26 protein-coding genes and 1 pseudogene are annotated in these 25778 nt (G+C 69.2%); 13 read left to right on the top strand and 14 right to left on the bottom strand.

Translation table 11 applies throughout. The features are described from left to right. Positions 1 to 132: 132 nt before the first annotated feature. On the bottom strand, positions 133 to 462 hold the full coding sequence (locus HNR40_RS25915; protein WP_184965657.1) for a PadR family transcriptional regulator: 330 nt from the start codon (positions 460 to 462) through the stop codon (positions 133 to 135). Positions 463 to 923: 461 nt separating this feature from the next. Next, entirely contained in the window at positions 924 to 1298 is a 375-nt protein-coding gene (locus tag HNR40_RS25920) for a hypothetical protein (RefSeq protein WP_184965659.1), read from the bottom strand. Positions 1299 to 1680: 382 nt separating this feature from the next. Here HNR40_RS25920 and HNR40_RS25925 point away from each other — a divergent pair, with 382 nt between their 5' ends. Beyond that, positions 1681 to 1935 carry a DUF4158 domain-containing protein gene (locus tag HNR40_RS25925; RefSeq protein WP_184965661.1) on the top strand — a complete coding sequence of 85 codons (255 nt, stop codon included), beginning with the start codon at positions 1681 to 1683 and terminating at the stop codon, positions 1933 to 1935. On the opposite strand, the gene HNR40_RS53730 is transcribed toward HNR40_RS25925, so the two are convergent. Further along, the gene (locus HNR40_RS53730) at positions 1898 to 2644 is read right to left on the bottom strand and encodes a helix-turn-helix domain-containing protein (protein WP_221340827.1); all 747 of its coding nucleotides are present in this window, start codon (positions 2642 to 2644) and stop codon (positions 1898 to 1900) included. The genes HNR40_RS25925 and HNR40_RS53730 overlap by 38 nt on opposite strands. A gap of 385 nt (positions 2645 to 3029) precedes the next feature. Between HNR40_RS53730 and HNR40_RS25935 the strand changes: the two genes are divergently transcribed. Next, a complete protein-coding gene (locus HNR40_RS25935) occupies positions 3030 to 3599 on the top strand; it encodes a hypothetical protein (RefSeq protein WP_184965663.1) in 570 nt (189 codons plus the stop codon). Between the two features lie 208 nt (positions 3600 to 3807). Here HNR40_RS25935 and HNR40_RS25940 read toward each other — a convergent pair whose 3' ends face one another. The 3 genes from HNR40_RS25940 to HNR40_RS57885 form a co-directional block, all read right to left on the bottom strand. Continuing rightward, positions 3808 to 4590 carry a hypothetical protein gene (locus tag HNR40_RS25940; RefSeq protein WP_184965665.1) on the bottom strand — a complete coding sequence of 261 codons (783 nt, stop codon included), beginning with the start codon at positions 4588 to 4590 and terminating at the stop codon, positions 3808 to 3810. A 262-nt stretch (positions 4591 to 4852) separates the two neighbouring features. Further along, the gene (locus HNR40_RS25945; protein WP_184966410.1) at positions 4853 to 5152 is read right to left on the bottom strand and encodes a hypothetical protein; all 300 of its coding nucleotides are present in this window, start codon (positions 5150 to 5152) and stop codon (positions 4853 to 4855) included. Next, complete coding sequence (locus HNR40_RS57885) at positions 5050 to 5478, bottom strand: winged helix-turn-helix transcriptional regulator (RefSeq protein ID WP_184965666.1); 429 nt, start codon at positions 5476 to 5478, stop codon at positions 5050 to 5052. Before HNR40_RS57885 ends, HNR40_RS25945 begins: the two co-directional genes overlap by 103 nt. Before the next feature lie 79 nt (positions 5479 to 5557). Between HNR40_RS57885 and HNR40_RS25955 the strand changes: the two genes are divergently transcribed. The 8 genes and pseudogenes from HNR40_RS25955 (at position 5558) to HNR40_RS25990 (ending at position 13059) form a co-directional block, all read left to right on the top strand. Further along, complete coding sequence (locus HNR40_RS25955) at positions 5558 to 6148, top strand: TetR/AcrR family transcriptional regulator (RefSeq protein ID WP_184965668.1); 591 nt, start codon at positions 5558 to 5560, stop codon at positions 6146 to 6148. A gap of 42 nt (positions 6149 to 6190) precedes the next feature. Continuing rightward, positions 6191 to 6847, top strand: coding sequence for an urease subunit gamma (ureA, locus tag HNR40_RS25960; RefSeq protein ID WP_184965670.1), 657 nt, complete (start codon positions 6191 to 6193; stop codon positions 6845 to 6847). Beyond that, positions 6847 to 8463: an urease subunit alpha gene (locus HNR40_RS25965; protein WP_184965672.1), complete on the top strand. Its 1617-nt coding sequence runs from the start codon at positions 6847 to 6849 to the stop codon at positions 8461 to 8463. Before ureA ends, HNR40_RS25965 begins: the two co-directional genes overlap by 1 nt. A gap of 15 nt (positions 8464 to 8478) precedes the next feature. Beyond that, complete coding sequence (locus tag HNR40_RS25970; RefSeq protein ID WP_184966337.1) at positions 8479 to 9456, top strand: agmatine deiminase family protein; 978 nt, start codon at positions 8479 to 8481, stop codon at positions 9454 to 9456. Positions 9457 to 9508: 52 nt separating this feature from the next. Then, positions 9509 to 11287: an amidohydrolase gene (locus HNR40_RS25975; RefSeq protein ID WP_221340828.1), complete on the top strand. Its 1779-nt coding sequence runs from the start codon at positions 9509 to 9511 to the stop codon at positions 11285 to 11287. Between the two features lie 2 nt (positions 11288 to 11289). Then, positions 11290 to 11541, top strand: a pseudogene (locus HNR40_RS25980) (ATP-binding cassette domain-containing protein); the annotation flags it as partial. Between the two features lie 101 nt (positions 11542 to 11642). After that, positions 11643 to 12824 (top strand): polyamine ABC transporter substrate-binding protein, encoded by a 1182-nt coding sequence (locus tag HNR40_RS25985; RefSeq protein ID WP_246509487.1) that lies wholly within the window; start codon positions 11643 to 11645, stop codon positions 12822 to 12824. A 61-nt stretch (positions 12825 to 12885) separates the two neighbouring features. Beyond that, a complete protein-coding gene (locus HNR40_RS25990; protein WP_184965679.1) occupies positions 12886 to 13059 on the top strand; it encodes a hypothetical protein in 174 nt (57 codons plus the stop codon). A gap of 227 nt (positions 13060 to 13286) precedes the next feature. Here HNR40_RS25990 and HNR40_RS25995 read toward each other — a convergent pair whose 3' ends face one another. The 5 genes from HNR40_RS25995 to HNR40_RS26015 form a co-directional block, all read right to left on the bottom strand. Continuing rightward, positions 13287 to 14216: a sigma-70 family RNA polymerase sigma factor gene (locus tag HNR40_RS25995; RefSeq protein WP_184965681.1), complete on the bottom strand. Its 930-nt coding sequence runs from the start codon at positions 14214 to 14216 to the stop codon at positions 13287 to 13289. Positions 14217 to 14325: 109 nt separating this feature from the next. Beyond that, on the bottom strand, positions 14326 to 15456 hold the full coding sequence (gene hutI, locus HNR40_RS26000; RefSeq protein WP_184965683.1) for an imidazolonepropionase: 1131 nt from the start codon (positions 15454 to 15456) through the stop codon (positions 14326 to 14328). Next, entirely contained in the window at positions 15453 to 16778 is a 1326-nt protein-coding gene (locus HNR40_RS26005) for a formimidoylglutamate deiminase (RefSeq protein WP_184965685.1), read from the bottom strand. The genes hutI and HNR40_RS26005 overlap by 4 nt, the downstream gene beginning before the upstream one ends. Next, a complete protein-coding gene (locus HNR40_RS26010; protein WP_184965687.1) occupies positions 16769 to 17923 on the bottom strand; it encodes an allantoate amidohydrolase in 1155 nt (384 codons plus the stop codon). The genes HNR40_RS26005 and HNR40_RS26010 overlap by 10 nt, the downstream gene beginning before the upstream one ends. Before the next feature lie 26 nt (positions 17924 to 17949). Then, complete coding sequence (locus tag HNR40_RS26015) at positions 17950 to 18636, bottom strand: SDR family oxidoreductase (protein ID WP_184965689.1); 687 nt, start codon at positions 18634 to 18636, stop codon at positions 17950 to 17952. Between the two features lie 54 nt (positions 18637 to 18690). On the opposite strand from HNR40_RS26015, the gene HNR40_RS26020 reads away from it, so the two are divergent. The 3 genes from HNR40_RS26020 to HNR40_RS26030 are packed head-to-tail and all read left to right on the top strand — an operon-like array spanning position 18691 to position 20929. Next, a complete protein-coding gene (locus HNR40_RS26020; protein WP_184965692.1) occupies positions 18691 to 19221 on the top strand; it encodes a PadR family transcriptional regulator in 531 nt (176 codons plus the stop codon). 8 nt (positions 19222 to 19229) lie between these two features. Then, complete coding sequence (locus HNR40_RS26025) at positions 19230 to 20183, top strand: ATP-binding cassette domain-containing protein (RefSeq protein ID WP_221340829.1); 954 nt, start codon at positions 19230 to 19232, stop codon at positions 20181 to 20183. After that, positions 20180 to 20929 (top strand): ABC transporter permease, encoded by a 750-nt coding sequence (locus HNR40_RS26030; RefSeq protein WP_184965694.1) that lies wholly within the window; start codon positions 20180 to 20182, stop codon positions 20927 to 20929. The genes HNR40_RS26025 and HNR40_RS26030 overlap by 4 nt, the downstream gene beginning before the upstream one ends. Before the next feature lie 146 nt (positions 20930 to 21075). Here HNR40_RS26030 and HNR40_RS26035 read toward each other — a convergent pair whose 3' ends face one another. The 3 genes from HNR40_RS26035 to HNR40_RS26045 form a co-directional block, all read right to left on the bottom strand. Next, positions 21076 to 21891 (bottom strand): MurR/RpiR family transcriptional regulator, encoded by an 816-nt coding sequence (locus HNR40_RS26035; RefSeq protein ID WP_312896511.1) that lies wholly within the window; start codon positions 21889 to 21891, stop codon positions 21076 to 21078. Between the two features lie 328 nt (positions 21892 to 22219). Continuing rightward, entirely contained in the window at positions 22220 to 23869 is a 1650-nt protein-coding gene (gene hutU, locus HNR40_RS26040) for a urocanate hydratase (RefSeq protein ID WP_184965698.1), read from the bottom strand. 79 nt (positions 23870 to 23948) lie between these two features. Further along, positions 23949 to 25682 (bottom strand): ABC transporter ATP-binding protein, encoded by a 1734-nt coding sequence (locus HNR40_RS26045; RefSeq protein ID WP_184965700.1) that lies wholly within the window; start codon positions 25680 to 25682, stop codon positions 23949 to 23951. Positions 25683 to 25778: the final 96 nt, after the last annotated feature.

Here is a 25778-nt window from a genome sequence, read left to right on the forward strand (position 1 = left end):
TGGACCGACTGCGGCATGAACCGGGAATGTGAGCCGGTTCGAGGATGGGCCGGCTGGGTGGGCCACCGGGTGGAGGCCGGCTGGGGTGGGGGCCGGTTGGGTTACCTTTTTCGATCCACTATGCGGCCATGTCTACTTGCGCCCTTCGTGGAGTTGTTCGAGCCGTTCGGTGAGGAAGCCCCAGTTCCTCCAGAACTCGTCGAGATGCTCCCGCCCCTGAGAATTGAGCGTGTACACCTTGCGCGGCGGCCCCTTCTCGGACGGAACCTTCTTCACATCGACAAGACCGCGCTGCTCGATCCTGACGAGCAGGGCATAGACGGTGCCCTCGGCGATGTCGGAGAACCCCTGCTCCCGCAGCCATGCCGTGATCTCGTAGCCGTACGCGGGCCGTCCGGCCAAGATCGCCAGAACGATGCCCTCCAGCGTTCCCTTGAGCATCTCCGTCAACTGCTTGCCCACGGAACACTCCTCCAGCTACTCAATAATGTTGACTACTGATTCTAGCGAGCCCGAATCACCGCTCACGGCATTCACCGTCGCCGACCACCCTGACACTGGGCGGTCCTCACGCCGACACCGCCGACAGCTCACGAACCCGAGAGAAGGACTTGGCCCGAAACGCAGCCACGGATGAGAGCCGGACCCAAGCCCAAACGAAGAACCAAACCAGGGCTGCCGCTCGCCAGAAAGCGGCCCGTCTCGCCGGTAGAGCCGGAGCGCCGGTAGAGCCGGAGCGATCATCAACGGCCAGCAAATCCACGCAGTCGTACACCATCGTGGGGTCCATCCCGGCGACCGCACCAACCACGGGCCTCAAGGGTGGCGTTTGCGGGGCCAGATCGCCTCGGTCGGCAGCACCGTCTCATGAATGACGGTGTGGGACGGAGCGCCGTAGCCGAGCTTATCCGAAGTGGCGCCCGTCACTCGTTGATGGTCTGGTCGCGACCGGCCTGATATGCCCGCCCCTGACCCGAAACGCGGGCATTCATCTGGATGTTGGTACTGCCGCCGCCGGTAGAGATGATCCCGCTGTTATCACCGCTGACAACGACCGACCGCTCCCCCGTCGCCGAAGCGCCGGACTGCCCAGCCTGGGCACCGCCATCATCGGGCAGTCCCGCCGAAGGATCCGGTTCAGTGCCGGAAGGCCGGGTCAGCCAGAACGCGACCAGCGCACCGGCCGCGGCCACCGCCACAGCGACACCGGTCCACCCCCAGCTCCATCCGGCATCGGTGAGCACCTGATTGCTGGCCACCGCCGTACCCACCCCGAGCGGTACCGACAACAGAAGCAAGATCCACCTGCCCCAAGCCCGTGCGCGCATACCGGCATCTTCAACCCCCAGCCCAGACCGCGCAACGTGGGTACGCGATCACGCATCACCCATCGCCCAAACGAACTGGAGAAGGATGCACAAACCCATCCTCAAGCCGGATCTCAGGCGTTTCGAGAACCCGAGCAACCCCATGTACCCGGCGCAGACTTCGCACCCCGGGCGTGAGCGCGCGACAAGGGGCTTGATCGACAACGGAGCGGTCAGTGGCGTTAGCGACCGGATCGGTGGGAGTTGCCGCCATCCACCGTTCCGATGTCGGTGGACGACCCCCGACCGGGATCCTGTAAGGCCTTGATCACTGTGGCTTGGTTGCCGGTGGGTCGGCCCTGCTTTGCGGCCTATGCCAGTCGAGTTCCTGAGTGATGCCAAAGCAGCGGGCTACGGCAGAAACGCCGGACCGCCGGCGCGGGCCGACCTGGATCGGGTGTTTCACCTGGATGAGGCGGACTTCGTGCTGATCGGGCGCCGTCGCGGCGAGCACATGAAACTCGGCTCCGCCCTCCAGCTCGGCGCGTTCTGCGGGAGTCGCGATGGCTCGGCGGTCGCCCCGCCTGTCTTCAGCTCGGGGCACGGAATCGGCCGTCGTGGCCGCTGAGGAAACTCGGTGTGCTGCCGAAGAGCTGATGCGTCAGGCGGGTGAAGTGCGGCTGGTCGGCGAACTCTCCGCGCTGTGCGGCCACGGCCAGTCCTTGGTCGATGCTGGAGAACGCGTTTCGCAGCCGTGCCCAATGCCGCAACTGGGTCAGCGGCACACCGACGGTTTCGCGGACCAAGTACCGCAGTCTTGGCGGGGACAGTTGCACTTCATTCGCGAGTTCCTTCAGTGTGGGAAAACGCGTGAGGTTGTGAAACGCGTGTAACAGCCGCGGGTCCAAGGGTCGCTCTGGTCCGAGGAAGGGAATCAGCACGCGGCGCCCTTCGTCGAGGTCTGGCGTCCGCATGGATCCGAGTGCGTCCAGGATGCGGCGCACCGTCGCGCCGTTCAGGAACACGGTTTGGCGTGGCGTGTTCTCGGCTGTCTGCCAGGCATTCACCCAGAGCGTCACATGCCCGTTCGATCGGAATTGAGTGCACGGGGCACCAGGCGGAAAGACAGCTCCGGCCATAGCGGCGGGTTGCCCTCCGGCGCACGGCAGGACGATGTCCGAACTCAGGCCCAGGATTACTTTCCAGGAGGGCTGCCTGGGGTTGGGGCGCAAGCCGACTGCCGACGTATTGGCGAACAGGTCGGCGGCCGCGTTTGTAGCGAACATGATCCGGCGATCGTTTTGTTCAAGACACCAAGAGCGGGCGGGTGTACTCATTACCTGAGCATAGGTGCCTGGCCTATGTCGTATAGAGCAAAGGCCCATCAGTACATCACGCGATGGAGATGCTGCGGACGTATAAACCGGCTGGTTGATCCGGAAGCTACCGCAGTTGGCTGACGTCAAATTCCGCGCCCCGATAGATGGTCGGGACACTATTTCGGCCATCGCGTGATGCCATTCAGTATCGCCGAATCAGGGAATTCCGGTCGAGTTCGGGTCTGACTGGGTCGGCTATCAGGGGGTGCGTATGAGGTTGCGAAGACGCATGACCGTCCTGGTCGCGGGGGCGCTGGCCGCCCGCGGGAGCCTGTGGCCTCTGCCTCATCCAAGGTCCAATCCGACAAATCATGATCAAGGTGATCAAGCCAAGGGAGTTCACATGAATCGCCTCGCCGCCCACCGACGACGCTGGGCCTTTCCGGTTCTCGCCGCAGCGCTGACCTTCACGCTCGTCCCCGTGTTCACCGCCCCGGCGCATGCCGTCCTCACGCAAGATCCGGACACGGACCACCCGCCGCCCGGTGACACCGGCCCCGACAGCGAACCGCTGGTCGAGGGCGGCGAAACCCTCGCCGGCACCGGCAACAGCGAACCCAACCTCGCCGCCGAGTCCACCGTCTGCATCAACGGCCAAGGCGCGACCGCCTGCTTCCAGAAGCCGGGCGACATGCTCTGGGTCCAGAAGACGAGCAGCCGCCCCTGGGCCACCGCGAAAGCCCAGGTCTACGCATGGGACCGCCAAAGATGGCGGTACATCAAGACGCTCTACTGCTCGATCGACAGCAGATGGGCCGTCGGTCAATGGGGCTACTGCAACTTCGACATCTGGGAGGACTCCACCCGAAACACCTGGGGCGGCTACGGCAGCGGCGTCCGACTGAGGGCCGTCACCAACACCGGCGAATCCACCTACCGATGGATCCGCAACAACGACAACAGCCCCGGCTAGAACCACCTCCCGCGGGGCCCGGAAGCGCCAGTGTCGCTCCGGCCCCCGCGCGGAGACTCCCGTCGCCGTGGGGAGGGTGCGGAAGTACCACGTCTGGTGCCACCGTCCGAAGCCGAAACTCCACCCCGTTATGCCAAACCGCGCCCCAGCTCACCAGCCGGCTCCACGTCCTGGGCAGGCCGCAAGAACGACCCCAGACCAAGCGCCGTTACGGCTGCGCGGCGAGAGGCGGAGGCGAAGGCGGGGCCGTCGGCTCAAGGCGTGGATTGACCAGGTCGTGAGCGGAACGGGTCAGCCAGATCAGGGTCACCGCACCCGCGATAGTCGTGGCCGTGCCGGGAACGTTGCCGACGGTTTCCAGCAGCCGGTCCAGCAGCGAGGAGATGAACATCAGGACCAGGGAGGCGATGCCGTACATCACGGTGGAGGTTTGCCAGCGGCTGTCATTCCGCTGCGCCCGCAGGAGCAGCACGGTCCAGATCAGCGCCGCCAGTCCGCCGACCAGGAGCAGCAGGTCACCCACAGGCAGGCCGACCCAGTCGAGCACCTCGGAGACCGCGATGCTCCCGTACGCCACCACGCCGAAAGACCGCATATGGTCCGCATGCTTGAGACCACGCGTCAGCACCGGGTGGTACAGCCACACCACAGCCAGCATCACCGCGGAGTCGAGCAGGCTCATCCACCACGACCAGGACGTCACGAGAGGATAGACCAGCCAGGACGCCGCCGCGACGTACAGCGCGATCCGTAGCCTCGCCGTGTCCCGATCCACCTCGACGGGCGGACCGGCCAGCGGCCCACGCAGCCCCTGCCACAGCGCCCACGCCCACATCGCGCCGACCAGCCCCAGAATGACCACGCTGTGCCACGTCACCGCGAGCCGTTCGTCCATCTCAAGCACCAACGTCAGCCGCAACATCGCACTCAGATCGCCCGAGACCAGGGCGAGCGCTCCGACGATGGCCAGCGCGATGACGTACACGCCCACGACGAGGAGGGCGAGAAGGCTTAATCGATAACGACGGGACACGTGACACTTCCTGGGGATGAATGCGATCGAACGCCTCACCTTAGCGAGCCCTCGACCCCCAGTCGATCAAGCATTCCGGCGGCTGAGCGAGGGACGATTTCTGCTCGGCACTTCGGGGTCCGCCGCCTGCCGGGACCGGCGCTTGTGTCCCGCTTCAGCGAGCAGGCAGGACGACGTGGCCGGCTTCAGGCGGACGGACCTGTGACGTCTGGGCGGGCCATCAGTGTTGAGGATGGACAGAAGGTCGGCCTTGGAACCAGGCGGAGGTGGCCGGCTTGTAGAGCAGGACGAGTGCCGTGACCGGCAGCGTGCCCAGGACGCCGGTTACCACGAGGCTGAGGAAGTCGCCGGTGACGAACAGGCCGACCAGGCTCAGGAGGAAGGCGAGTCCGTAGATGACCGCCAATACCCACTGCGTCACCACGGCGACGGTGCTCCCCCTGCGCCGGTGGAGTCGTACCACGGCGGTGACGACGACGATGGTGATGGCGGCGGCGAAAACGGCTGCGAACAGGTCCACGAGCGCCACCTGGCTGGAGACCGGCCGAGTGCTCGCCGGTGTCCATGGGCGCCTCCGAGAGGCCGGCCCACAGGTGGCCCCGTGGCCCCGTGGCCTCGGTGTGGTCTGGTGGTCACCCCCTCGTGATTGAGGGCCGCGGTGGTGGAGCCCCATTCCCACAGCGCCTGCATGACCGGTGCGAGGGCGTGGCCGCGTTCGGTGAGGGTGTAGCGCACTCGTGGTGGCCAGCACAAACCGCTGGAGGCGATGGCGGGCGAGCTGACCACTCGAAACGGCGGGATCCGACCGGGCTGCGTCTGCCGGCTGTCTCGCAGCGAGTTGCGCACGCTTCACAGGGTCGATCCCGTACCCGGCGAGACGGGGTCGGTGCGCTAGTCTCACAGCCGAGCGGACAGGCGGGGACGGGTGGCTGTGCGGCGGGAGAAGACCCAGGAACGCGGCAGGCAGGCGCGGCGGCAGGTGCTGGAGGCGGCGATGGAGGTCATCGCCGAGCGGCCGGTCGCCGAGATCCAGGTGCAGCAGATCGCCGAGCGGGCGGGCATGAGTCCCGCCCGGGTCCTGTACTACTTCCAGTCCCGCGACCAGATCCTCGCCGAGGCCTTCCGGTGGAGTGAGCGGCAGCTGGCCGAGCAGCGCGAGGATGACCTGGGGCGCGGCGGCGAGCCGCTGGAGCGGCTGGCGCGGTTCGTCACGCTCTACCTGCCCAAGGGCCGCCACGACGTGTCGTGGAAGTTGTGGCTGGAAGCCTGGCTCCGCGCCACCTCGGCCAACGACCTGAGCCGCATGGCCGACGAGTTCGACAGGGACTGGATGGCCGACCTTGAGGCGATTGTCGGCGACGGTGTCGAGCAGGGCGTCTTCGGGTGCTGCGACGGTTTCCTCGCGGCGTTCAACGCGCTGCTCGACGGGCTGGCCGTGCACGTGCTCATCGGCAGGCTGGAGCCGGAGGGAGCCGTACAGGTCGCCCTCGACGAGGCCGGGGCCAAGCTCGTCTGACACGCTTGCGGAGTCGAATAAAACTTGAGTTAGATTCAAGTTATGCGACTGACCCCGACCGAGCGGGACCGGCTCCTGCTGTTCACCGCCGCGGAACTGGCCCGCGCCCGGCGAGCCCGCGGACTCCTGCTCAACGTGCCCGAGGCCATTGCCCTGATGTCCGACGTCGTCTGCGAGGCGGCCAGAGACGGTGCGAGACTGTCCGAGGCGATCGAGGCCGGTCGCGCCGCGCTCGGTCCCGGCGACGTGCTGCCCGGCGTGCCGGAGGTCGTCCAGGAGATCCAGGTCGAGGCCGTTTTCGACGACGGCTCCCGGCTGGCCGTCATCACCGCGCCGTTCGGCCCCGCCGAGCGCCCCGCCGAGCAGAGCCGAAGGGTCGCCTTCGACGACCTCGTGCAGGTCGAGGTCGCCAACACCGCTTCGGTCCCGATCAGTGTGACCAGCCACTTCCACTTCTTCGAGGCCAATCCCCGGTTGCGCTTCACCCGTGCGCGCGCCTACGGCAGGCGGCTGGCCGTACCGGCGGGATCGACCGTGCGCTTCGACCCCGGCGGCAGCCGTACCGTCGCATTGACCCCGATCGGCGGCGCCCGGGTCGCCATCGGCTTCGCCGGGCTCGTCGACGGGCCGCTGGACGCGCCGGGCGCCTTCGAGACGGCGATCGAGCGCGCCCGCGCCTGCGGCTATCTGGGGGCCTGATGAGCCTGTACGGCTACCGCGAGGGCGATCACGTGCGGCTGGGCGACACCGGCCTGGTCGTCCAGGTCGAGCACGACTCCCAGAAGCCGGGCGAGGAGTTCCTGGCTGGATTCGGCAAGACCGCCCGCGACGGCCTGCACCTGAAGGCCGCCTCCGTCCGCGACACCTGCGACCTGGTCATCAGCAACGTGCTGATCCTCGATCCGATCCTGGGCGTGCGCAGCGCCTCCATCGGCGTGCGCGGTGGCCGGATCAGCGCGATCGGCCGGGCGGGCAACCCCGACACGCTCGACGGCGTCGACGTGGTCGTCGGCACCGGCACGACGATCGTCTCGGGCGAAGGCCTCATCGCGACCGCCGGAGCCATCGACACCCACGTGCACCTGCTCTCGCCCCGGATCATGGAGGCGTCACTCGCCTCGGGCGTGACCACGATCATCGGCCAGGAGTTCGGCCCGGTCTGGGGCGTCGGCGTCAACTCGCCCTGGGCGCTGCGGCACGCCTTCGACGCCTTCGACGCCTGGCCGGTCAACATCGGCTTCCTGGCCCGCGGCTCATCCTCCCACCCCGCGCCCCTGATCGAGGCGCTGGTCGAGGGCGGCGCCTGCGGCTTCAAGGTGCACGAGGACATGGGCGCCCACACCCGCGCCCTCGACACCGCCCTGCGAGTGGCCGAGGAAAACGACGTCCAGGTGGCGCTGCACACCGACGGCCTCAACGAGTGCCTGTCCGTCGGCGACACCCTGGCCGTCCTCGACGGCAGGACCATCCACGCCTTCCACATCGAGGGTTGCGGCGGCGGCCACGTGCCCAACGTGCTGGAACTGGCGGGCGTCCCCAACGTGATCGGCTCCTCCACCAACCCCACGCTGCCCTTCGGCCGCGACGCCGTCGCCGAGCACCACGGCATGATCGTCTCCGTGCACGGGCTCAGGCCGGAGCTGCCCGGCGACGCCGCCCTGGCTCACGACCGGATCCGCGCCGGGACCATGGGCGCGGAGCAGGTCCTGCACGACCTGGGCGTCATCGGCATCACCTCCTCCGACGCCCAGGGCATGGGCCGCGCCGGCGAGACCGTGCGGCGCACGCTCGCCATGGCGGCTCGCTACGCCACGGGCGTCGACAATGAGCGCGTCCTGCGCTACCTGGCCAAGCTCACGATCAATCCCGCCATCGCGCACGGCCTGTCGCATGAGGTCGGCTCGATCGAGCCGGGCAAGCTGGCCGACATCGTGTTGTGGAAGCCGGCCTGGTTCGGCGCCAAACCGCAACTGGTGCTCAAGGCCGGCTTCCCCGCCTGGGGCGTCACCGGCGATCCCAACGCCGCCACCGACGCCTGTGAGCCACTGGTCCTCGGTCCCCAGTTCGGCGCGCACGGCGCCACCGCCGCCGACCTCTCGGTCGCCTTCGTCTCCCGCGCCGCCGCCGCGCTGCCCACGCGGCGCCGCCAGGTTCCGGTGTACGGCACGCGCGGCATCGGCCCGGCCGACCTCGTGCGTAACGCGCGCTTGGGCCGGGTGCTCGTCGATCCGCATGGCCTGGTGACCCTCGACGGCGAGCCCATCAGGTCGGAGCCCGCGGACTGCATCTCTCTCAACCGTCTTTATTTCCTGTAGGAGCCTTTCGTGTTCATGCCCCCCGAGTGGCATCCACACCGCCGTACCTGGATGTCCTGGCCCGTCGGCTACGTGCTGCAGACCCCTGAGGAGTCCTACCGCGCCTGGTCGCGGGTGGCCAACACGCTCGTGCGTTTCGAGCCGGTGACGATGCTCGTCGACCCGTCCGAGCGTGACTCGGCCGCCGTCTGGCTCGACCCGCGTGTGGAGGTGGTCGAGCGGCCGCTCGACGACTGCTGGATGCGCGACAACGGCCCCACCTTCGTCTTCGACCGGGGCCGGCTGGCCGGCGTCGACTGGACTTTCAACGGCTGGGGCTGGGCGCCGCACGAGAAGGACGACCTGGTGGCGGGCTTCATCCTGGAGCGCGAGGGCGTGGCGCGGCACCGGACCGCGATGGTGGGTGAGGGCGGTGGGATCCACGTCGACGGCGAGGGCACGGTGATCGTGACCGAGACGGTCCAGCTCGACCCCCGCCGCAATCCCGGCTGGACTCGCGCGGACGCGGAGGCGGAACTGCGGGCTCTGCTCGGGGTGGAGAAGGTCATCTGGTTGCCGCGCGGGCTGAGTGCCGACTACGGAGGGTACGGCACCGGCGGCCACGTCGACCTGCTCGCCTCTTTCGTACGGCCGGGCCTGGTGCTGTGCCATGTCCAGCCCGATCCCGGCCACCCCGACCACGAGATCGGCCGGGAGAACCTGGCGATCCTGCGCTCGGCCACCGACGCGAAGGGGCGGCCCCTGGAGGTCGTCGAACTGCCGGGCCCCTCGGTCGAGGGGAGCGACTACTCCTACATCAACCACTATCTGGCCAACGGGCTGGTCCTGATGTGCTCCTTCGACGATCCGCGCGACGCCGAGACGGCCGAGCTGCTGGGCAAGCTCTTCCCGGGCCGCGCGGTCGAGTCGGTTGACGCCCGCGCCATCTTCGCGCTCGGCGGGGGCATCCATTGCATCACTCAGCAGCAACCCGTCATTGACGGACAGCAGTAGCAAACTTTAATGTGATTCAAATTAAAGGCTGCCTCGCCTTCAGGAGCCCCCCGTGCACAACCATCTCTCGCGCCGCGCAGCGATCATCTCCGGCGCGCTGGCCGCCGCCTTCGCCCGACCCGCCCCGGCGAACGCCGACACGTCGGCGGACTACGTCTTCACCAACGGTTTCATCTACACCGTGGACGCCCGCGACAGCGTCCATCAGGCCCTGGCCGTCAGAGGCGGACGCATCGTCTACGTCGGCACCGCCAAGGGCGCCCGCGCCCACACCGGCAAGGCCACCAAGGTCGTCGACCTCAAGGGCAGGATGCTGATGCCCGGCCTGCACGACGGTCATGTGCACGAGATGTCGGGCGGCGAAGGGCTGCTCGCCTGCGACCTCAAGTACGCCGCGATGACCGTGGAGGAGATGCGGGAGATCATCCAGAAATACCTCGGCGAGACCGCCGACGAGGAGCCGGACGGCTGGGTGTCCGTCGTGAACTGGTACCAGCAGGCCATCAGGCCCGCGGGGACCAAGCTCAGCAAGGCCGACCTCGACGCGCTCGACACCCGGCGGCCCATCGTGGTCAGCTCAAGCGACGGCCACACCACACTGGTCAACAGCCGTGCGCTGAAGCTGGCAGGCATCACGGCGAAGACGAAGAACCCGCCGGGCGGCGTGATCGAGCGCGACGCCGACGGCGAGCCCACCGGCCTGCTCCAGGACGGAGCGTCCGGCCTGGTCACCGCCAAGATCCCCGAGCCCACCGGTCAGGACAACCTCAAGGTCGCCCGTACGGCCCTGGCCGCGCTCGCCGCGCAAGGGGTGACGACCTTCATGGACGCCATAGCCTCGGAGGAGGCGCTCAAGGCCTTCACCACGCTCGCGGACCAGGGCAAGCTCACCGCCCGCGCCCACTTCGCCCTGGCGGTCCGCGTCACCGACCGCGATCCCGGTCCCCGCCTGCTGCGGACGCGCCGCAAGTACCACGGCGGTGCCACCAAGGTCAGGCCGGGCATCGCGGTGAACAACGCCAAGCTGTTCATCGACGGCGTGCTGCAGTACCCGGCGCAGACCGCGGCCCTGCTGGAGCCGTACCTGGTGCACAAGCACGACCACTGGGTGAAGGGCAAGAAGGTCGGCGAGCAGTACTGGACGCAGGACGGCATGAACGCCATCGTCGCCAAGGTGGCCGCCGCCGGATTCGATCCGCACATCCACGCCATCGGCGACAAAGCGGTGCGCATCGCGCTGAACGCCTTCAGCGCGATGCGGGCGGCGGGACACAAGAAGATCAGGCCCGCCATCGCCCACGCCGAACTGGTGGACCCCGCCGACATCCCGCGATTCGCCAAGCTCAATGTGACCGCTTCGATGGGCTTCCACTGGGCCAAGCCCGCACCGGATTCGGTCGAGGCGGTCAAGCCGTACCTCGGTGCCAAGCGGTGGAAGAACTACGAGCCCGAAGGCGATCTGTGGCGCGCGGGCGGGCGGATCTCGCTGGGCAGCGACTGGCCGGTGGACCCGCTGGACGAGTGGACCGCGATCAAGACGGTGATCACGCGTACGGCGTCGCGGAAGAGCCCGTTCGCGAAGTTCGGCGTGATGACCCCGCACCAGCGCCTGACCAGGGCGGCGGCGCTCAGGGCCGCCACGTTCAACGGCGCCTACCAGCTACGCCAGGACGCCCACACCGGTTCGCTGGAGGTGGGCAAGCTGGCCGATCTGATCGTGCTGGACCGCAATGTGATGAAGGTGCAGGCCGAGCGCATCGCCGAGACCAAAGTCCTGCTCACCATGGTCGGCGGGCGCGTGGTTCACCGGCTTTCCGGCTTCGCGGACTAAGGTTGCACGCGATCCAGCTAGAGGCCGTTCAGGCCGTGAACGATGTCAGGCTGGAGATCGCCGAGGGGGAGTTCTTCTCCTTCCTCGGCCCCTCCGGGTGTGGCCAGACCACGACCATGCGGATGATCGCCGGCTTCGAGGAGCCCACCGGGGGCGTCGTGCGGCCGCACGGCCAGGACGTCACCAACGTGCCGCCGAACCGGCGCGACGTGAACACGGTCTTCAAGCCCTACGCGCTGTTCCCGCACATGAGTGCGACGACCACGGCGGAGCGAGGCGACCCCGTCCGGCTGTCGTGGCAGCCGCGGCATTCTTACGTGATTGGACAGTGATGGACCCCCTCCTCCTTCGCGGGATGACCCAGCCCCGCACCAGGCGAAACTTCCTCGGCATGTCCGCCGCGATGCTCGCCCTGGCCGCGTGCGGCGTCCAGGGCCAGAAAGCGCAGAACTCCCCCGGCCTCGACAAGGACTACTGGGCAGGCAAGAAGAAGAACGGCAAGGTCGTCTTCGCCAACTGGCCCGAGTACATGCCCGAGGACCAGGGCCCGCTCAAGGCCTTCCAGCAGGCCACCGGGATCTCCTACGAGTACAAGGAGGTCATCCTGGAGAACGCGGAGTTCTTCGGCAGGGCCCGCCCGGTGCTCGCCGCCGGCCAATCGCTCGGCTACGACATCATCGTGATGACCAACGGTGTACAGCTGCAGCACATGCTGGAGCTCGGCTACGTCGTCGAGCTGGACCAGAAGCAGCTGCCGAACTTCGCCGCCAACGCCGGGGAGAAGTACAAGAGCCGCTCCTACGACCCGGGCAACCGCTTCACGGTCCCCTACACGAGCGGCATCACCGGCATCGCGTACAACACCAAGTACGTCAAGGAACCGATCACCGGCATCCAGTCGCTGTTCGACCCGAAGTACAAGGGCCGGGTCGGCATGATGCGCGACGCGCAGGAGATCGGCAACTTCAGCATGTTCGCCCTGGGCGTGGATCCGGAGGCCTCCACCGAAGCCGACTGGAACAAGGCCGGCGAACTGCTCCGGAAGCAGCGCGAAGACGGCCTGGTCCGCAAGTACTACGACCAGGACTACATCGACGCCGTCTCCAAGGGCGACGTCTGGCTGACCATGGCCTGGTCCGGCGACGTCTTCCAGCGTCAGCTCGCCGGCGAACCGGTCAACTTCGTGGTTCCCGCCGAGGGCGGCACCATCTGGACCGACAACATGCTCATCCCCAAGGGCGCCGAGAACCCGGTCGACGCGCTGATGCTGATGGACCACCTGTACTCCACGGAGGCCGCGGCCGCCCTGGAGGAGTACATCCAGTACATCTCGCCCGTGCCGGCCGTACAGGAAACCCTCACGACCAAGGCGGGCACGGCCAAGGGCAAGGACAAGGACGCGCTCGAGGCGATGATCAAGAGCCCGCTGATCTTCCCGAGCGACGCCGACTACGCCAAGCTGCGCACCTACCGCCAGCTGACCACCGCCGAGGAGCAGGTCTTCAACCGCGTCTTCCAGTCGATCACCCAGGCCTGATCCATGCGCGCTCGGCCCGCCGTCATGGTTGTGGTTCGCGGCCTTTCTGGTCATCCCGCTGGTGGCGAAGGCCGCGGTCTCCACGCAGACCGGCAACGTCATCGACGGGTCCGCTCAGACCTTCGCGCCCGGTGCCGACGTGCTCGGCCAACACAGCCCCCAGCTCCTCCGGTCTCTGCTGTACGGCGGAGCCGCCACGCTGGCCCCAGCTAAGGAGACCGGTTCCCGGCCGTGAAGGACTCACCCGGCTAAGGTCACCCAGCCGGCCCACACCCCAACCGGCTCGGGTGGGCAGGAGCTGGCTGGCCACCTAGCCGGGTAAGGGAGGGGGCCAAAAGCAGGGCGCCCGGAGCGGAGGCCCGACAGGGGTCGAGCTTCAGCTCGACTGGAGAAACGCCTGAGCGCGAAGCGCGCCAAGAGCGATGACCTTGCCCGTCCGCGCCAAAGGCGATGACCTGGCTTTTAGGCGGCCGCCATCTTCCGCAACCGAGCCAGCGCGTCCCGCTCGATCCGCCGTGCCCGGTCCCGCCCGATCCCGTACCGCTCGCCAACCTCGGTAAGCGTGTGCTCTCGCCCGTCCACCAGCCCGTACCGCCACCGCAGCATCTCGGAGGTGTCGCCCTCAAGGTCGGTCAGCCACTGGTCCAGCCGCTCACGCTCAAGGATCTCGATCGCCTGCTGCTCCGGATCCGCCCACGTCTCGTCCGCGATCATGTCGCCGAGTTCGGTCTCGTCCTCGTCGCCCACGCCAAGTTGCAGCGAAACGGGGTCGGAGGCCCACCGGCGCAGCTCGCGTACCCGCTCGATCGGCAGTTCCAGAACCTTGGCGAGGTCGTCATCAGTGGGCTCGGTGTCGAACTCGGCCAGCATGTCACGGCGTACCCGCATCAACCGGGTCATCTGCTCCCCGGCGTGCGTAGGCAGCCGAACCGGGCGTGCCTGTTCGTGAATGGCTCGTCCGACCGACTGCCTGATCCACCACGTGGCATACGTCGAGAACTTGTATCCCCGCTGGTAATCAAACTTCTCCACCGCTCGCACCAGGCCCAGGTTCCCCTCCTGGACCAGGTCGATCAGCGGCATCCCCCGCCCGGAGTACTTCCGGGCAACCGCCACGACCAGCCGCAGGTTGGCCTGGATGAACTCGTCCTTCGCACGCTGCCCCGATATCGCCAGCCGTTCGAGCTCCTCGTCGGCGACGTCCCCGATGCGGGGCTCGGAGCCTCCGCTGTCGAGCAGTTGCTCAGCGAAAAGCCCCGCTTCGATACGCTTCGCGAGCTCGACCTCCTCCTCGGCGGTAAGCAGCGGAACGCGGCCTATCTCCGCCAGATAGGTTCCGAGCAGGTCGCGTTCGGCGACCTCCTGCGTGCGACTCCCCGTAGGCCTTGCCATCCCCAGGCACCTCGTTCCCGCAGCTGCGTTCTATACCCGGCCAACGTGCGGTCCGAAGCAAAGATTCCCTAAACAGGTACGCCGCTGGGATGGTTCTGGATGTCCTCCTTCAGGAGGAGACGGCCGCTACCAAGGGTACGCCCGGGCGGTATGCGAGGTGCACATACGAGGGTGCGTCGAGGGTCACGTAGTCCGCGCGCGACCCCGGCCGCAGCACGCCGACGTCGTCGCGCCGGAGCGCGCGGGCGCCGCCGTACGTGGCCGCCCTGATGGCTTCCAGTGGCGTCATCCTCATCTCCCGTACGGCCAGCGCGACGCAGAACGGCATCGACGAGGTGAACGACGAGCCGGGGTTGCAGTCGGTCGCGATGGCCACGGTGGCCCCGGCGTCGATGAGCCGCCGCGCGTCCGGGTACGGCGAGCGCGTCGAGAACTCCGCCCCCGGCAACAGCGTGGCCACCGTGCCGGACGAGGCCAGCGCGTCCACGTCCGCGTCCGACAGATGCGTGCAGTGGTCGGCCGAGGCCGCCCCGAGCTCGACGGCGATCCGCACGCCGGGTCCTTCGGTGAGCTGGTTGGCGTGGACCCTGGGCAGCAGCCCGGCCTTGATGCCCGCGGTGAGGATCTCCCGCGTCTGGTCGCCGTCGAACGCGCCGCGCTCGCAGAAGACGTCCACCCATTTCGCGTACGGCGCGCAGGCCGCCAGCATCTCCCCTGCCACGAGCCGCACGTAGTCGTCGGCGTCCACCCCGGCGGGCACCACGTGCGCGCCCAGGTAGGTGGTCTCGTCGACGAGCCCGGAGGCGATCTCCAGCGAGCGCCGCTCGTCCTCGACGCTGAGCCCGTAGCCGCTCTTGATCTCGACGGTCGTGGTGCCCTGGCGGCGCATCTCGGCGAGGAGCGCGGCGGCGTGGGTGGCCAGTTCGGCGTCGCTGGCGGCGCGCGTGGCGGCGACGGTGGTGCGGATGCCTCCGGCCGTGTACGGCTGGCCGGACATGCGGGCGTCGAACTCGGCGGTACGGTCACCGGCGAAGACCAGGTGGGCGTGGCTGTCCACGAAGCCGGGGATGACGCAGCGCCCGGCGGCGTCCTCGCGTTCGTCGGCCACCGGGGCCTCGGCGGCGGGGCCGGTCCATACGACGCGGCCGTCCTCGACGACCATGGCGGCGTCGGCGATCTCCTCGCGGGCGGGGTCGCCCGTGTAGAGGAGGCCGATGCCGTCGATCAGTTTCGCGCTCACCGCAGGGCTCCTATCGCCTCGGCCAGCATCTGACCGACATTTCCGGAAATGTGGTGGCCGTCGGCCACGATCTGGCGGCCCGAGGAGACCACCGAGTGCACGTCAGCCGCCGTCGCCGCGAAGACCACCGCTTCGGCTCCCGTGGCGCCGGCCGTACGGACCGAATCGAGACGGACCGTGACGAGGTCGGCCCACGCGCCCTCGGCCAGCACCCCCGCGTCGGGGAAGCCCAGCGAGGCGTGGCCGGCGGCGGTCGCGGCCGTCAGCAGTTCGGCGGCGCGCCAGTGGCCGCGCTTCTCGCTGGCCAGGCGCTCGTCGAGCTCGACCGCCCGCGCCTCCTCGAACAGGTCGATCACCGCGTGGCTGTCGGAGCCGAGCGTGATCGGCGCGCCCTCGTCGAAGAGCCTCCTGGCCGGGCCGATGCCGTCGGCCAGGTCGCGTTCGGTGGTCGGGCACATGCAGACGTGCGTGCGCGAGCCGCCGAGCAGTTCGACGTCGGCGTCGGTGAGGTGGGTGGCGTGCACGGCGGTCGAGCGCGGGCCCAGCGCGCCGTGCTCGTGCAGGACCTGCACCGGCGTCGCCGCGTACCTCTCGACGCAGGCGGCGTTCTCGGCCCGCTGCTCGGAGACGTGGGCGTGCAGCGGCGCCGCGTGCCGGTGCGCGAACTCCGCGACCAGCGGCATCTGCTCGGGCGGCACCGCGCGTACCGAGTGGATCGCGGCACCCGCCACCACGTCGGGCTGACCGGAATAGTGCGCGGCCAGATCGTCGGCCCGCCGGGCCCACCGTTCGGCGTCGCCGTCGCCGAAGCGGACCTGCGCGCCGGCCAGCGGCGTGCCGATGCCGCCGGTCAGGTAGCAGGTGTCGAGCAGCGCGACGCGCAGCCCGGCCTCACGGGCGGCCCGGACGAGCGCGTGTCCCATCGCGTTGGGGTCGGCGTAGGGGCGGCCGTCCGGGGCGTGGTGCAGGTAGTGGAACTCGCCGACGCAGGTGATCCCGGCCATCGCCATCTCGGCGTAGACGGCGCGGGCGAGGGTCAGGTAGGAGTCGGGGTCGAGCCGGGCGGCGATCTCGTACATCTGGTCACGCCAGGTCCAGAAGTCGCCCCTGCCGGTCTGGGTGGCGCCGCGCAGCGCCCGGTGGAAGGCGTGGGAGTGGGCGTTGGCCAGCCCCGGCACCGTGATCCCCGGCAGCCGGAGCGCGCCGGGCGGCGGCGGGCCCTGGGTGACGGCGGTGATGCGCTCGCCGTCGACCTCGACGATCACGCTCTCGGCGGCGCCGTCGGGCAGCCACGCCTGCTCGCACCAGTAGGTCAGCGGCACAGGTCCTCCAGGACGCGGGCGAGCGCCTCGACCCCGGCCGCGCAATCGGCCTCCTCGGCGAACTCGGCGGGCGAGTGGGAGACGCCGGTCGGGTTGCGCACGAACAACATCGCTGACGGCACCCCGGCCGTGGCGAGGATGCCCGCGTCGTGCCCGGCCCCGGTCGCCAGGACTGGCACGTCTCCGGCCGCGGCGGCGACACGCTCGCGCAGGGCCCCGTCGAAGTCGACCACCGGCGTCCAGGACTCCTCGCTGACCTGCTCCCCCGCGCCGAGTTCCGCCACCAGCGCACGCACCGCGCGCTCCCAGGCGCCTCTGGCGTCCAGCCACGCGGAGACCTGTCCCGGGATGGCGTTGGCGTTGTTGGGCGAGACGCGCACCTTCCCGAACGTCGCGACCACGCCGTAGCGGCCCGCCGCCTCACGTGCGGCCAGCACCTTGGCCGCGTAGGCGAGCATCGGGTCGTCGCGATCCTCCAGGCGCGTCGTGCCCGCGTGGTTGGCCTGGCCGCGGAAGTCGAAGCGCCAGCGGCCGTGCGGCCAGATCGCGCTGGCCACGCCGACCGGACGGCCCCGGTCGACCAGCCCTCTGCCCTGCTCGACGTGCAGCTCGACGAAGACGCCGACGTGCCCGAGCGTCTCCTCGTCCTTCCCCAGCCCGTACGGCTTGCGCCCGGCCGAGGCCAGCACCTCGGCCAGCGTGCGCCCGTCGTCGTCGGCCAGCCCCCTGGCCCGATCGGGATCGAGGACACCGGTCAGCAGGCGCGAACCCATGCACGGCACCCCGAACCTGGCGCCCTCCTCGTCGGTGAAGCAGGCGATGCCGAGCGGCCGGCCCGGCTGGAATCCCCGCTCCTTGATCAGGTCGAGCGCCTGGAAGGCGGAGACGACGCCGAGGGGGCCGTCATACGCGCCACCCTGCCGTACCGAGTCGAGATGGCTGCCGGTGACCACGCCCGGCGTCACCGACGGGTCGCCCCACCACGCCCAGAGGTTGCCGTTGCGGTCCTCGCGCAGATCGAGGCCGCGCCGGCCCGCCTCCCCGGCGAACCATTCCCGCAGCTCCAGGTCCGCGGCCGACCAGGCATCCCGGACATAGCCGTTGGTCGCGGGATCCCGCCCGATGTGCGCAAGTTCTCCAAGCATGGGGTCACTCTAGTGAATGAATCCATTCATAGGACAGGGCCGCTCCGGGGCCGGAGGATGAGATCGGTCAGGTGGGCGTCGGCTCCCGCGGTGACGGCGCCGACGATCGCCTTGGCCACGGTCTCGGCTGCCAGGTATTTGCCCGGCTCGAACGCGCCGCCCTCCTGCTCGCGCACCGAGCGCTGCATGTCGGTGGCCACCCGGCCGGGGTAGACACTGGTGACGCGGAGCGCGGGCTCCTCCTGGCGCAGGGCGTCGGCGAAGGCGCGCAGCGCGAACTTGCTGGCGGCGTAGGAGGCCCAGCCGGGGTTGGCCCGCTGGCCGGCGCCGGAGTTGACGCACACGACGTGGCCTTCGGCGGCGCGCAGCGCGGACAGCAGCAGGCGGGTCAGCTCGGCGACCGCCACCACGTTGATCTCGTAGGTGTCGCGCCAGGCGCTCGCCGGGGTGTCGGCGATGCGGGACAGCTCGGCCACGCCCGCGCTGTGCACGAGCACGTCCAGGCGCTCGAGGTCCGGCAGGTCAGCGGCCCGCAGACCGGTCAGCTCCACCGGCCACACCCGGGCATCGGGAAGCCCGGCGGCCACCTCGGCCAGGGCCTTCTCGTCGCGTCCGCCGAGGATCAGGCGATGGGTCGGAGCCAGGGCCCGCGCGACGGCCGCGCCCACCCCGCGAGAAGCCCCCGTCACCAGCGCGATCGGTCGTTCACTCATGCCGTCACCCTAGCCACCCTTGACACGCACTCAAATTTGAACTCAAACTTGAGCATGTCTTCGACGCGTGTACTCATCCTCGGCACCCTGCTCGACGGCCCGCGCAACGGCTATCAGGTCAGAAGACACCTGGAGATGATGGGCGCCGACTTCTGGGCCAACGTGGCCTACGGGTCGATCTACCACGGGCTGTCGAAGATGGCCGACGAAGGACTGCTGGACGTCGTGGAGAGCGGCAAGGGCGGCAAGACCGTCTACGCGCTCAGCGACGACGGCCGCTACCAGTTCTTCCATCTGCTCATGACGTTCTGGAACGAGATCAAGCCCATCGTGGACCCGTTCCAGGTCGCGATGACGTTCATGGACCGGCTCAGCAAGCCGGAGCTGCTCGGCGCGCTGCGCGGCAGGAAAGAGCAGCTCACGATGGCGATCGCGATGACCGAGCGGGCCCTGGGCGCCAAGCGGGGCGCGGGCGCGCCCCGGCACATCGACGAGAACCTCAAGCTCAACATCGGCATGCTCCAGGCCCAGCTCGCCTGGTGCGAGGAAGCCGTGAAAAAGGTGGAAGCCGACGAGCTTCCCTGAGGAGAACGATGATCATCCAAGCTACTGACTTAAAGAAGACCTTCACCACGAAAAGCAGAAAGGGCGTCCAGACGGTCGAGGCCGTCAAGGGCGTGGACCTCGCGGTGAAGAAGGGCGAGATCTTCGGCGTGCTCGGCCCCAACGGGGCAGGCAAGACGACCACGATCAGAATGCTCGCCACGTTGATCGTCCCCGACTCCGGTCAGGCCGTCGTCGCCGGACACGACCTGCTCAAGGACCCCGCGGGCGTACGGCGCAACCTCGGCTACGTCTCCCAGGCCGGCGGGGTCGAGGAGGGCAACAGCCCGCGCGCGCAGATCGTCTTCGCGGCCAAGATCTACGGCGTGGCCGACCCGGCCCGGGCGGCCGAGGACGTGCTGCGCCGGTTCGACCTGCTGGAGCTGGCCGACCGGCCGGGCCGTACCTTGTCAGGAGGCCAGAAGCGGCGGGTGGCCATCGCACTCGGATTGGTGCACGCGCCCCCGCTGCTCTTCCTCGACGAGCCCACCACGGGCCTGGACCCGCAGAACCGCGCCAACCTCTGGGACCGCATCCGCGAGCTGCGCGAGATGGGCACCAGCGTGCTGCTCAGCACCCACTACCTCGACGAGGCCGACGCCCTGTGCGACCGGCTGGCGATCGTGGACCACGGCGTGGTCGTGGCCGAGGGCACCCCGTCCGACCTCAAGCGGGAGGTCTCCGGCGACGTGGTCACCCTGCGCCTGGACGAGCTCGACCGCGCGGCCGAGGCACTGGGCCCGCTGGCCCGCGCCACCCGTGTGGACGAGGACGTGCTGCGCGTCTACCTCGACGACGGCGAGCACACGCTGCCCGCCCTGCTCAAGCGGCTCGAAGAGGAGCGGCTGGAGCTGCGCTCGGTCGCGCTGGACCGCTCGACGCTCGACGACGTCTTCCTCGCCAAGACCGGACGCTCACTCAGGGACACGGGAGCCGCCGCATGATCCGCGACACCTCGCTCTTCTTCGCCTACGAGGTCAGGAACACGCTGCGCAACCCGATCTGGCCGCTGTTCGGCATCATGCAGCCGGTCATGTACCTGCTGCTGTTCGCGCCGCTGTTCGCCGGCATGGGGTTCGCCGGTGATCTCGGGCAGGCGCTGACCAGCTTCGCCCCCGGCATGCTGGTGATCACCGCGCTGTTCGGCTCGATGGGCGTCGCGTACGGCACCATCTACGAGATGCGCAGCGGCGTCCTGGAACGCATCGCGGTCAGCCCGACCCGGCGCCCGGCGATCGTCCTGGGCCGGATGCTGCGCGACGTGGTCGTGCTGGTGATCCAGTCGCTCATCGTCATGGTGGTGGCCGTCATCATGGGCATGCGGGTCGGCCCGGTCGGCCTGCTGCTCATGGTGCTCCTGCTGGCGCTCACCGGCCTGTTCTCCTCCGGCGTCGCCTACGGCCTGGCGCTGAGCCTGCGCGACGAGAACGCCATGGGACAGATCATGCAGTTCTTCGCACTGCCCCTGATGCTGCTGTCGGGCGCGCTGCTCCCGATGGCCTTCGGGCCGGACTGGCTGGAGAAGGTCGCCTGGTTCACGCCCTTCTACCACCCGGTCGAGGCGGGCCGCGCGCTGTTCGCCGGAAACTTCGGCGACGTCAACGTCCCCCTGGCCTTCGCCATCATGCTGGGCCTCGCCCTGCTGACCGTCACCTGGTCCGTACGCTCACTGAGGCGGATAGCCGGGTAGCGAGGATCCGCAGCGTAGCGAGGATCCGCAGCGTAGCGAGGACATCCTCGCTACCCCCGCTTTGGATGTCACAGCGAGGACATCCTCGCTACCCCTCGCTCTGGATGTCACAGCGAGGACATCCTCGCTACCCCTCGCTCTGGATGTCACTGCAACTCCGCGAATGTCCCGGTTTCCTCGGTCATCTTCTCGTACTCCTCCAGCCGCGCCTGGGTGCGCAGCGGCGCCGCGTCGGCCATGGCCTCGACCAGGGCCATGGCCAGCGCGAGCGGCGCGGCGTGGGAGTCGAAGACAAGCCGGTCGCCGACCGGGGCATCGAGCACGACCTCGGCGGGAAAGTCCGGCCGGTCGGTGATGACCGCCGTCCGCAGCCCCGCCTTCTCGGCATATTCCAGAGCCTGTACGGCTTCCGCCGGATACCTGGGCAGCACAACGGCAAGCACCCACCCAGCGCCCGCACGCCGCGCCGCGTGCAGCCCGTCGATCAGCTCGGACCCTCCGTGCACCAGCAACCGCACGTCGGGATGGATGCGCCGGGCGTAGTAGCCGAACGTGGTGGCCAGGCCCGACGACACCCGCAGCCCCAGCACCGGCAACGGTTCAGTGGCCGCCAGCGCCTCCCCCAGCTCCTTGATCGGCAGCACGCTCAGCCGCTCCCGCACCGCCGACAGATTACGAATCTCGTCGTCGAGAGCGGTCCGGATCAGCGAGTCCTCGGCAGGCCGCGGCCCGCCCAGCACCAGCGGCCGCAGCGCCTGCTTGAGCTCGGGGTATCCGGCAAACCCCAGCACCATCGCGAACCTGGTCACCGACGGCTGGCTCACCCCGGCCCGCTCGGCCAGTTCCACGCTGGACAGGAAGATCGCGTCATCGAGGTGCTCGGACAGGTAATGCGCGATCCGGCGCTGCACAGGCGACAGGCGCCGCCCGTCGAGCAGCGCCTCTAGCCCGGAATGCGTCACGCCACCTCCAACGCCATCACTCATGCGATCCCATCCCACGTGTCCCGAAATGTGGGCACCACTTGACCGGTCAGGCGGGCTTTGTGGCGGCGAGCACCCCGTCCGACGTGAGAAGCGCCCGACGATCGGGCGCTACCCACGGCGGCGGGAGGCGGTGGGGCGGCGGAGCCGTAACGGATAGGAGCCCCGCACATCAAGAGACGAGACCCGCGCACAAAGGCACGAGAGCCCCGCATCAAGAGATGAGACCCCCGCGCCAAGACACAAGACCCTCGCAGCACGAGACGAGAGCTCCGCGCCAAGAGACGAGACTCTCGCATCGGGAGAGCTACGACTCGCGCATCGGGATGCGGACGCCGCGCTCGTCGGCGACGGCGGCGGCCTCTTCGTAGCCCGCGTCGACGTGGCGCATCACCCCCGTGCCCGGGTCGTTGGTGAGCACGCGGCTGACCTTCTCCCTGGCCAGGGCGGTGCCGTCGGCGACGGTCACCTGGCCGGAGTGGATGGAGCGGCCGATGCCGACGCCGCCGCCGTGGTGGATCGAGACCCACGCGGCGCCGGACGCGGTGTTGAGCATGGCGTTGAGCAGCGGCCAGTCGGCGATGGCGTCCGAGCCGTCGGCCATGGCCTCGGTCTCCCGGTACGGCGAGGCCACCGAGCCGCTGTCGAGGTGGTCGCGTCCGATGACGATGGGCGCCTGGAGTTCGCCGCTGGCCACCATGTCGTTGAAGCGCTCGCCGGCCAGGTTCCGCTCGCCGTAGCCGAGCCAGCAGATGCGCGCGGGCAGGCCCTGGAAGTGGACCTTCTCCCCGGCCTTGCGGATCCAGCGGGCGAGCTGCTCGTTCTCGGGGAAGAGTTCCAGGATGGCCTGGTCGGTCTTGTGGATGTCCTCGGGCGAGCCGGACAGCGCCGCCCAGCGGAACGGGCCCTTGCCCTCGCAGAACAGCGGCCGGATGTAGGCGGGCACGAAGCCGGGGAAGTCGAAGGCGCGGGAGTAGCCGGCGAGCTGGGCCTCGCCGCGGATGGAGTTGCCGTAGTCGAAGACCTCGGCGCCGGCGTCCTTGAAGCCGACCATGGCCTCGACGTGCGTGGCCATGGACTCGCGGGCCTTCTGGGTGAACCCCGCCGGGTCCTTCTCGCGGGCGGCGGTCATGTCCTCGAAGGCGATCCCCTGCGGCAGGTACATCAGCGGGTCGTGTGCCGAGGTCTGGTCGGTGACGATGTCAATCTCGGCGCCGCGGGCCAGCAGGTCGGGCAGGGCGTCGGCGGCGTTGGCGACGACGCCGATCGACAGCGGGCGGCGCGCGTCGCGGGCCTCGTAGGCCAGGCGCAGCGCCTCGTCCAGGGAGGACGCCTCGACGTCGAGGTAGCGGTGCTCGATGCGGCGGGAGACGCTGCGCGGGTCGCAGTCGACGCAGATGGCGACGCCGCCGTTCATGGTGACGGCGAGGGGCTGGGCGCCGCCCATGCCGCCGAGCCCGGCGGTGAGCGTGATCGTCCCGGCGAGCGTGCCGCCGAAGCGCTTGGCGGCCACGGCGGCGAACGTCTCGTAGGTGCCCTGGAGGATGCCCTGGGTGCCGATGTAGATCCAGGATCCGGCGGTCATCTGGCCGTACATGGTGAGGCCGGCGGCCTCCAGCCTGCGGAACTCCTCCCAGTTGGCCCAGTCGGGCACCAGGTTGGAGTTGGCGATGAGGACGCGGGGCGCCCACTCGTGCGTGCGGAACACGCCGACCGGGCGGCCCGACTGCACCAGCAGCGTCTCGTCGCCCTCAAGCGTGGTCAGCGTGCGGACCATCGCGTCGAACGAGGGCCAGTCGCGTGCGGCCTTCCCGGAACCGCCGTAGACGACCAGCTGCTCGGGATGTTCGGCCACCTCGGGGTCCAGGTTGTTCTGGAGCATCCGGAGCGCCGCTTCCTGCGGCCATCCTTTGGCGGTCAGCGTGGTACCTCTGGGCGCGCGCACGACCCTGCTCATGAAGTCTCCTCTGAGTGACACTGAATGAACATATTCACCTATGTCACTCGAAGAGTACAGGTCAGCAGTGATTATCTGGCTAGCTCACCAGGAACTGGGTCGCGGCCAGCTCGCGGTAGAGCGTGTCGGCGCCCACCAGTTCCTCGTGTGTGCCCATGGCCCGCACCGTGCCCGCCTCCATGACCACGATGCGGTCGGCGTTGGTGACGGTCGACAGCCGGTGGGCGATGACCAGCACGGTCGTCTCCCTGGCCACCTCGGCGATGACCTCGCGCAGGCGCAGCTCGTTGACCGCGTCCAGCTGCGAGGTGGCCTCGTCGAGCAGCAGCAGCCGGGGCTTGCGCAGCAGCGCGCGGGCGATGGCCACCCGCTGCCGTTCGCCACCTGACAGCAGGACGCCCCGGTGGCCGACCGGGGTCTCCAGTCCCTCCGGCAGCCTTGAGACCAGGTCGTCGAGGCGCGTACGGCGTACCGCCCGCCACAGGTCGTCGTCGGTGGCGTTCTCGGCGGCGAACAACAGGTTCTCCCGCAACGTCCCGGCCAGCACGGGCGCGTCCTGCTCCACGTAGCCGAGCGTGGCGCGCAGGTCGCCGAGCGGCCAGTCGCGGATCTCCCTGCCGCCGACGGTGATCGTCCCGCCCTGGTGGTCGTAGAAGCGTTCCAGCAGCGCGAAGACCGTCGACTTGCCCGCACCCGACGGGCCCACGAGCGCGGTCAGGCCGCCGGGCGGCACGTCGAAGGTGACGCCGTGGTGCACCTGTTCGCGGTCCTCGCCGTACTGGAAAGTGACGTCCTCGAAGGTCACGCCGACCGGCGCGCCCTCGCGGACCGTCGGGGCCGAGGCGGGCTCGGCGGGCAGGTCCTCGATCTCGCGGATGCGCTTCAGCGCGGCCAGGCCGTTCTGCAACTGCACCGCGCCCTCGACCAGCTGGCCGATCGGCGCCACCAGGTAGAAGAGGTAGAGCAGGAACGCGATCAGCGCCGAGACCTCCAGCGTGCCCGCCGCCACCCGGGCGCCGCCTACCGCCAGCACGCACAGGAACGCGATCTGGACCGCCATCCAGGTGGCCACTCCGGCCAGCGAGGTCCAGCCCGCCACCTGCAGGCCGCGGTCGCGGGCGCGTACCGCCGCCTCGCCGACGACGTCGACCTCGCGCTCCTCGGCGCCGCTCGCCTTGACCGTCCGGTACGCCTGCAGCGCCCGGTCGAGCACCGCGCCCATCTCGCCCACGGCTTCCTGCGCCTGGTGCTGGGCCTTCTGGATCTTCGGCATGACCAGCGCCACGAGCCCGCCGATGACGACGATGACCAGGAGCGTCACCAGCAGCAGGATGCCGTCCATCGCGGCCATCATGACGATCGCGCCGACCAGCATGAAGACGGAGCCGATGGAGTCGACGATGCCGTTGGTCAGCACCGAGCGCAGCAACGTCGTGTCGCCGGTCACCCGTGACAGCAGGTCACCGGGCTTGAGCCGGTCCACGTCGGCCACGCGCAGCCTGAGCAACCGGTCGACGAGCTTGCGCCGCGCCCCGAGGACGATGCCCTCACCGGTGCGCTCCATCAGGTAGCTGCCCCCGGCCGAGACGACCGCGCCCACCAGCACCGCGATCGTGAGCCCGATCAACGGCGCGGCCATGGACTGCTTGGCGCCGAACGCGTCGACCACGTACTTGGCCAGCAGCGGCATGGCCAGGCCCGCGATCGAGCCGATCAGGCTGAGCACGCCGCCCAGCACCAGGATCCCCCGATGTGGCCTGAGGTACCCGATCAGCACCTTGAACGGCGCCTTTCCCCCTGCGTCCTCGTCCATTGTTCCCCTTTCCGGAATTTCCGATAACTCCAACGAACGAACGGTCCGATCCGTACCCGTCAACCTAAATTGACGACCTAAGTATGTCAACTTTGA

Origin of the sequence: Nonomuraea endophytica (genome assembly GCF_014203235.1) — a bacterium.
Lineage (GTDB): Bacteria > Actinomycetota > Actinomycetes > Streptosporangiales > Streptosporangiaceae > Nonomuraea > Nonomuraea endophytica.

Bases quoted from the DNA above. Each gene is read 5' to 3' on its own strand.
- HNR40_RS25925 (WP_184965661.1), top strand. From the start codon at position 1,681: ATGCCAGTCGAGTTCCTGAGTGATGCCAAAGCAGCGGGCTACGGCAGA.
- HNR40_RS53730 (WP_221340827.1), bottom strand. From the start codon at position 2,644: ATGAGTACACCCGCCCGCTCTTGGTGTCTTGAACAAAACGATCGCCGG.
- HNR40_RS25935 (WP_184965663.1), top strand. From the start codon at position 3,030: ATGAATCGCCTCGCCGCCCACCGACGACGCTGGGCCTTTCCGGTTCTC.
- ureA (WP_184965670.1), top strand. From the start codon at position 6,191: ATGCGACTGACCCCGACCGAGCGGGACCGGCTCCTGCTGTTCACCGCC.
- HNR40_RS25965 (WP_184965672.1), top strand. From the start codon at position 6,847: ATGAGCCTGTACGGCTACCGCGAGGGCGATCACGTGCGGCTGGGCGAC.
- HNR40_RS25970 (WP_184966337.1), top strand. From the start codon at position 8,479: ATGCCCCCCGAGTGGCATCCACACCGCCGTACCTGGATGTCCTGGCCC.
- HNR40_RS25985 (WP_246509487.1), top strand. From the start codon at position 11,643: ATGACCCAGCCCCGCACCAGGCGAAACTTCCTCGGCATGTCCGCCGCG.
- HNR40_RS25995 (WP_184965681.1), bottom strand. From the start codon at position 14,216: ATGGCAAGGCCTACGGGGAGTCGCACGCAGGAGGTCGCCGAACGCGAC.
- HNR40_RS26010 (WP_184965687.1), bottom strand. From the start codon at position 17,923: ATGCTTGGAGAACTTGCGCACATCGGGCGGGATCCCGCGACCAACGGC.
- HNR40_RS26015 (WP_184965689.1), bottom strand. From the start codon at position 18,636: ATGAGTGAACGACCGATCGCGCTGGTGACGGGGGCTTCTCGCGGGGTG.
- HNR40_RS26020 (WP_184965692.1), top strand. From the start codon at position 18,691: ATGTCTTCGACGCGTGTACTCATCCTCGGCACCCTGCTCGACGGCCCG.
- HNR40_RS26025 (WP_221340829.1), top strand. From the start codon at position 19,230: ATGATCATCCAAGCTACTGACTTAAAGAAGACCTTCACCACGAAAAGC.
- HNR40_RS26030 (WP_184965694.1), top strand. From the start codon at position 20,180: ATGATCCGCGACACCTCGCTCTTCTTCGCCTACGAGGTCAGGAACACG.
- hutU (WP_184965698.1), bottom strand. From the start codon at position 23,869: ATGAGCAGGGTCGTGCGCGCGCCCAGAGGTACCACGCTGACCGCCAAA.
- HNR40_RS26045 (WP_184965700.1), bottom strand. From the start codon at position 25,682: ATGGACGAGGACGCAGGGGGAAAGGCGCCGTTCAAGGTGCTGATCGGG.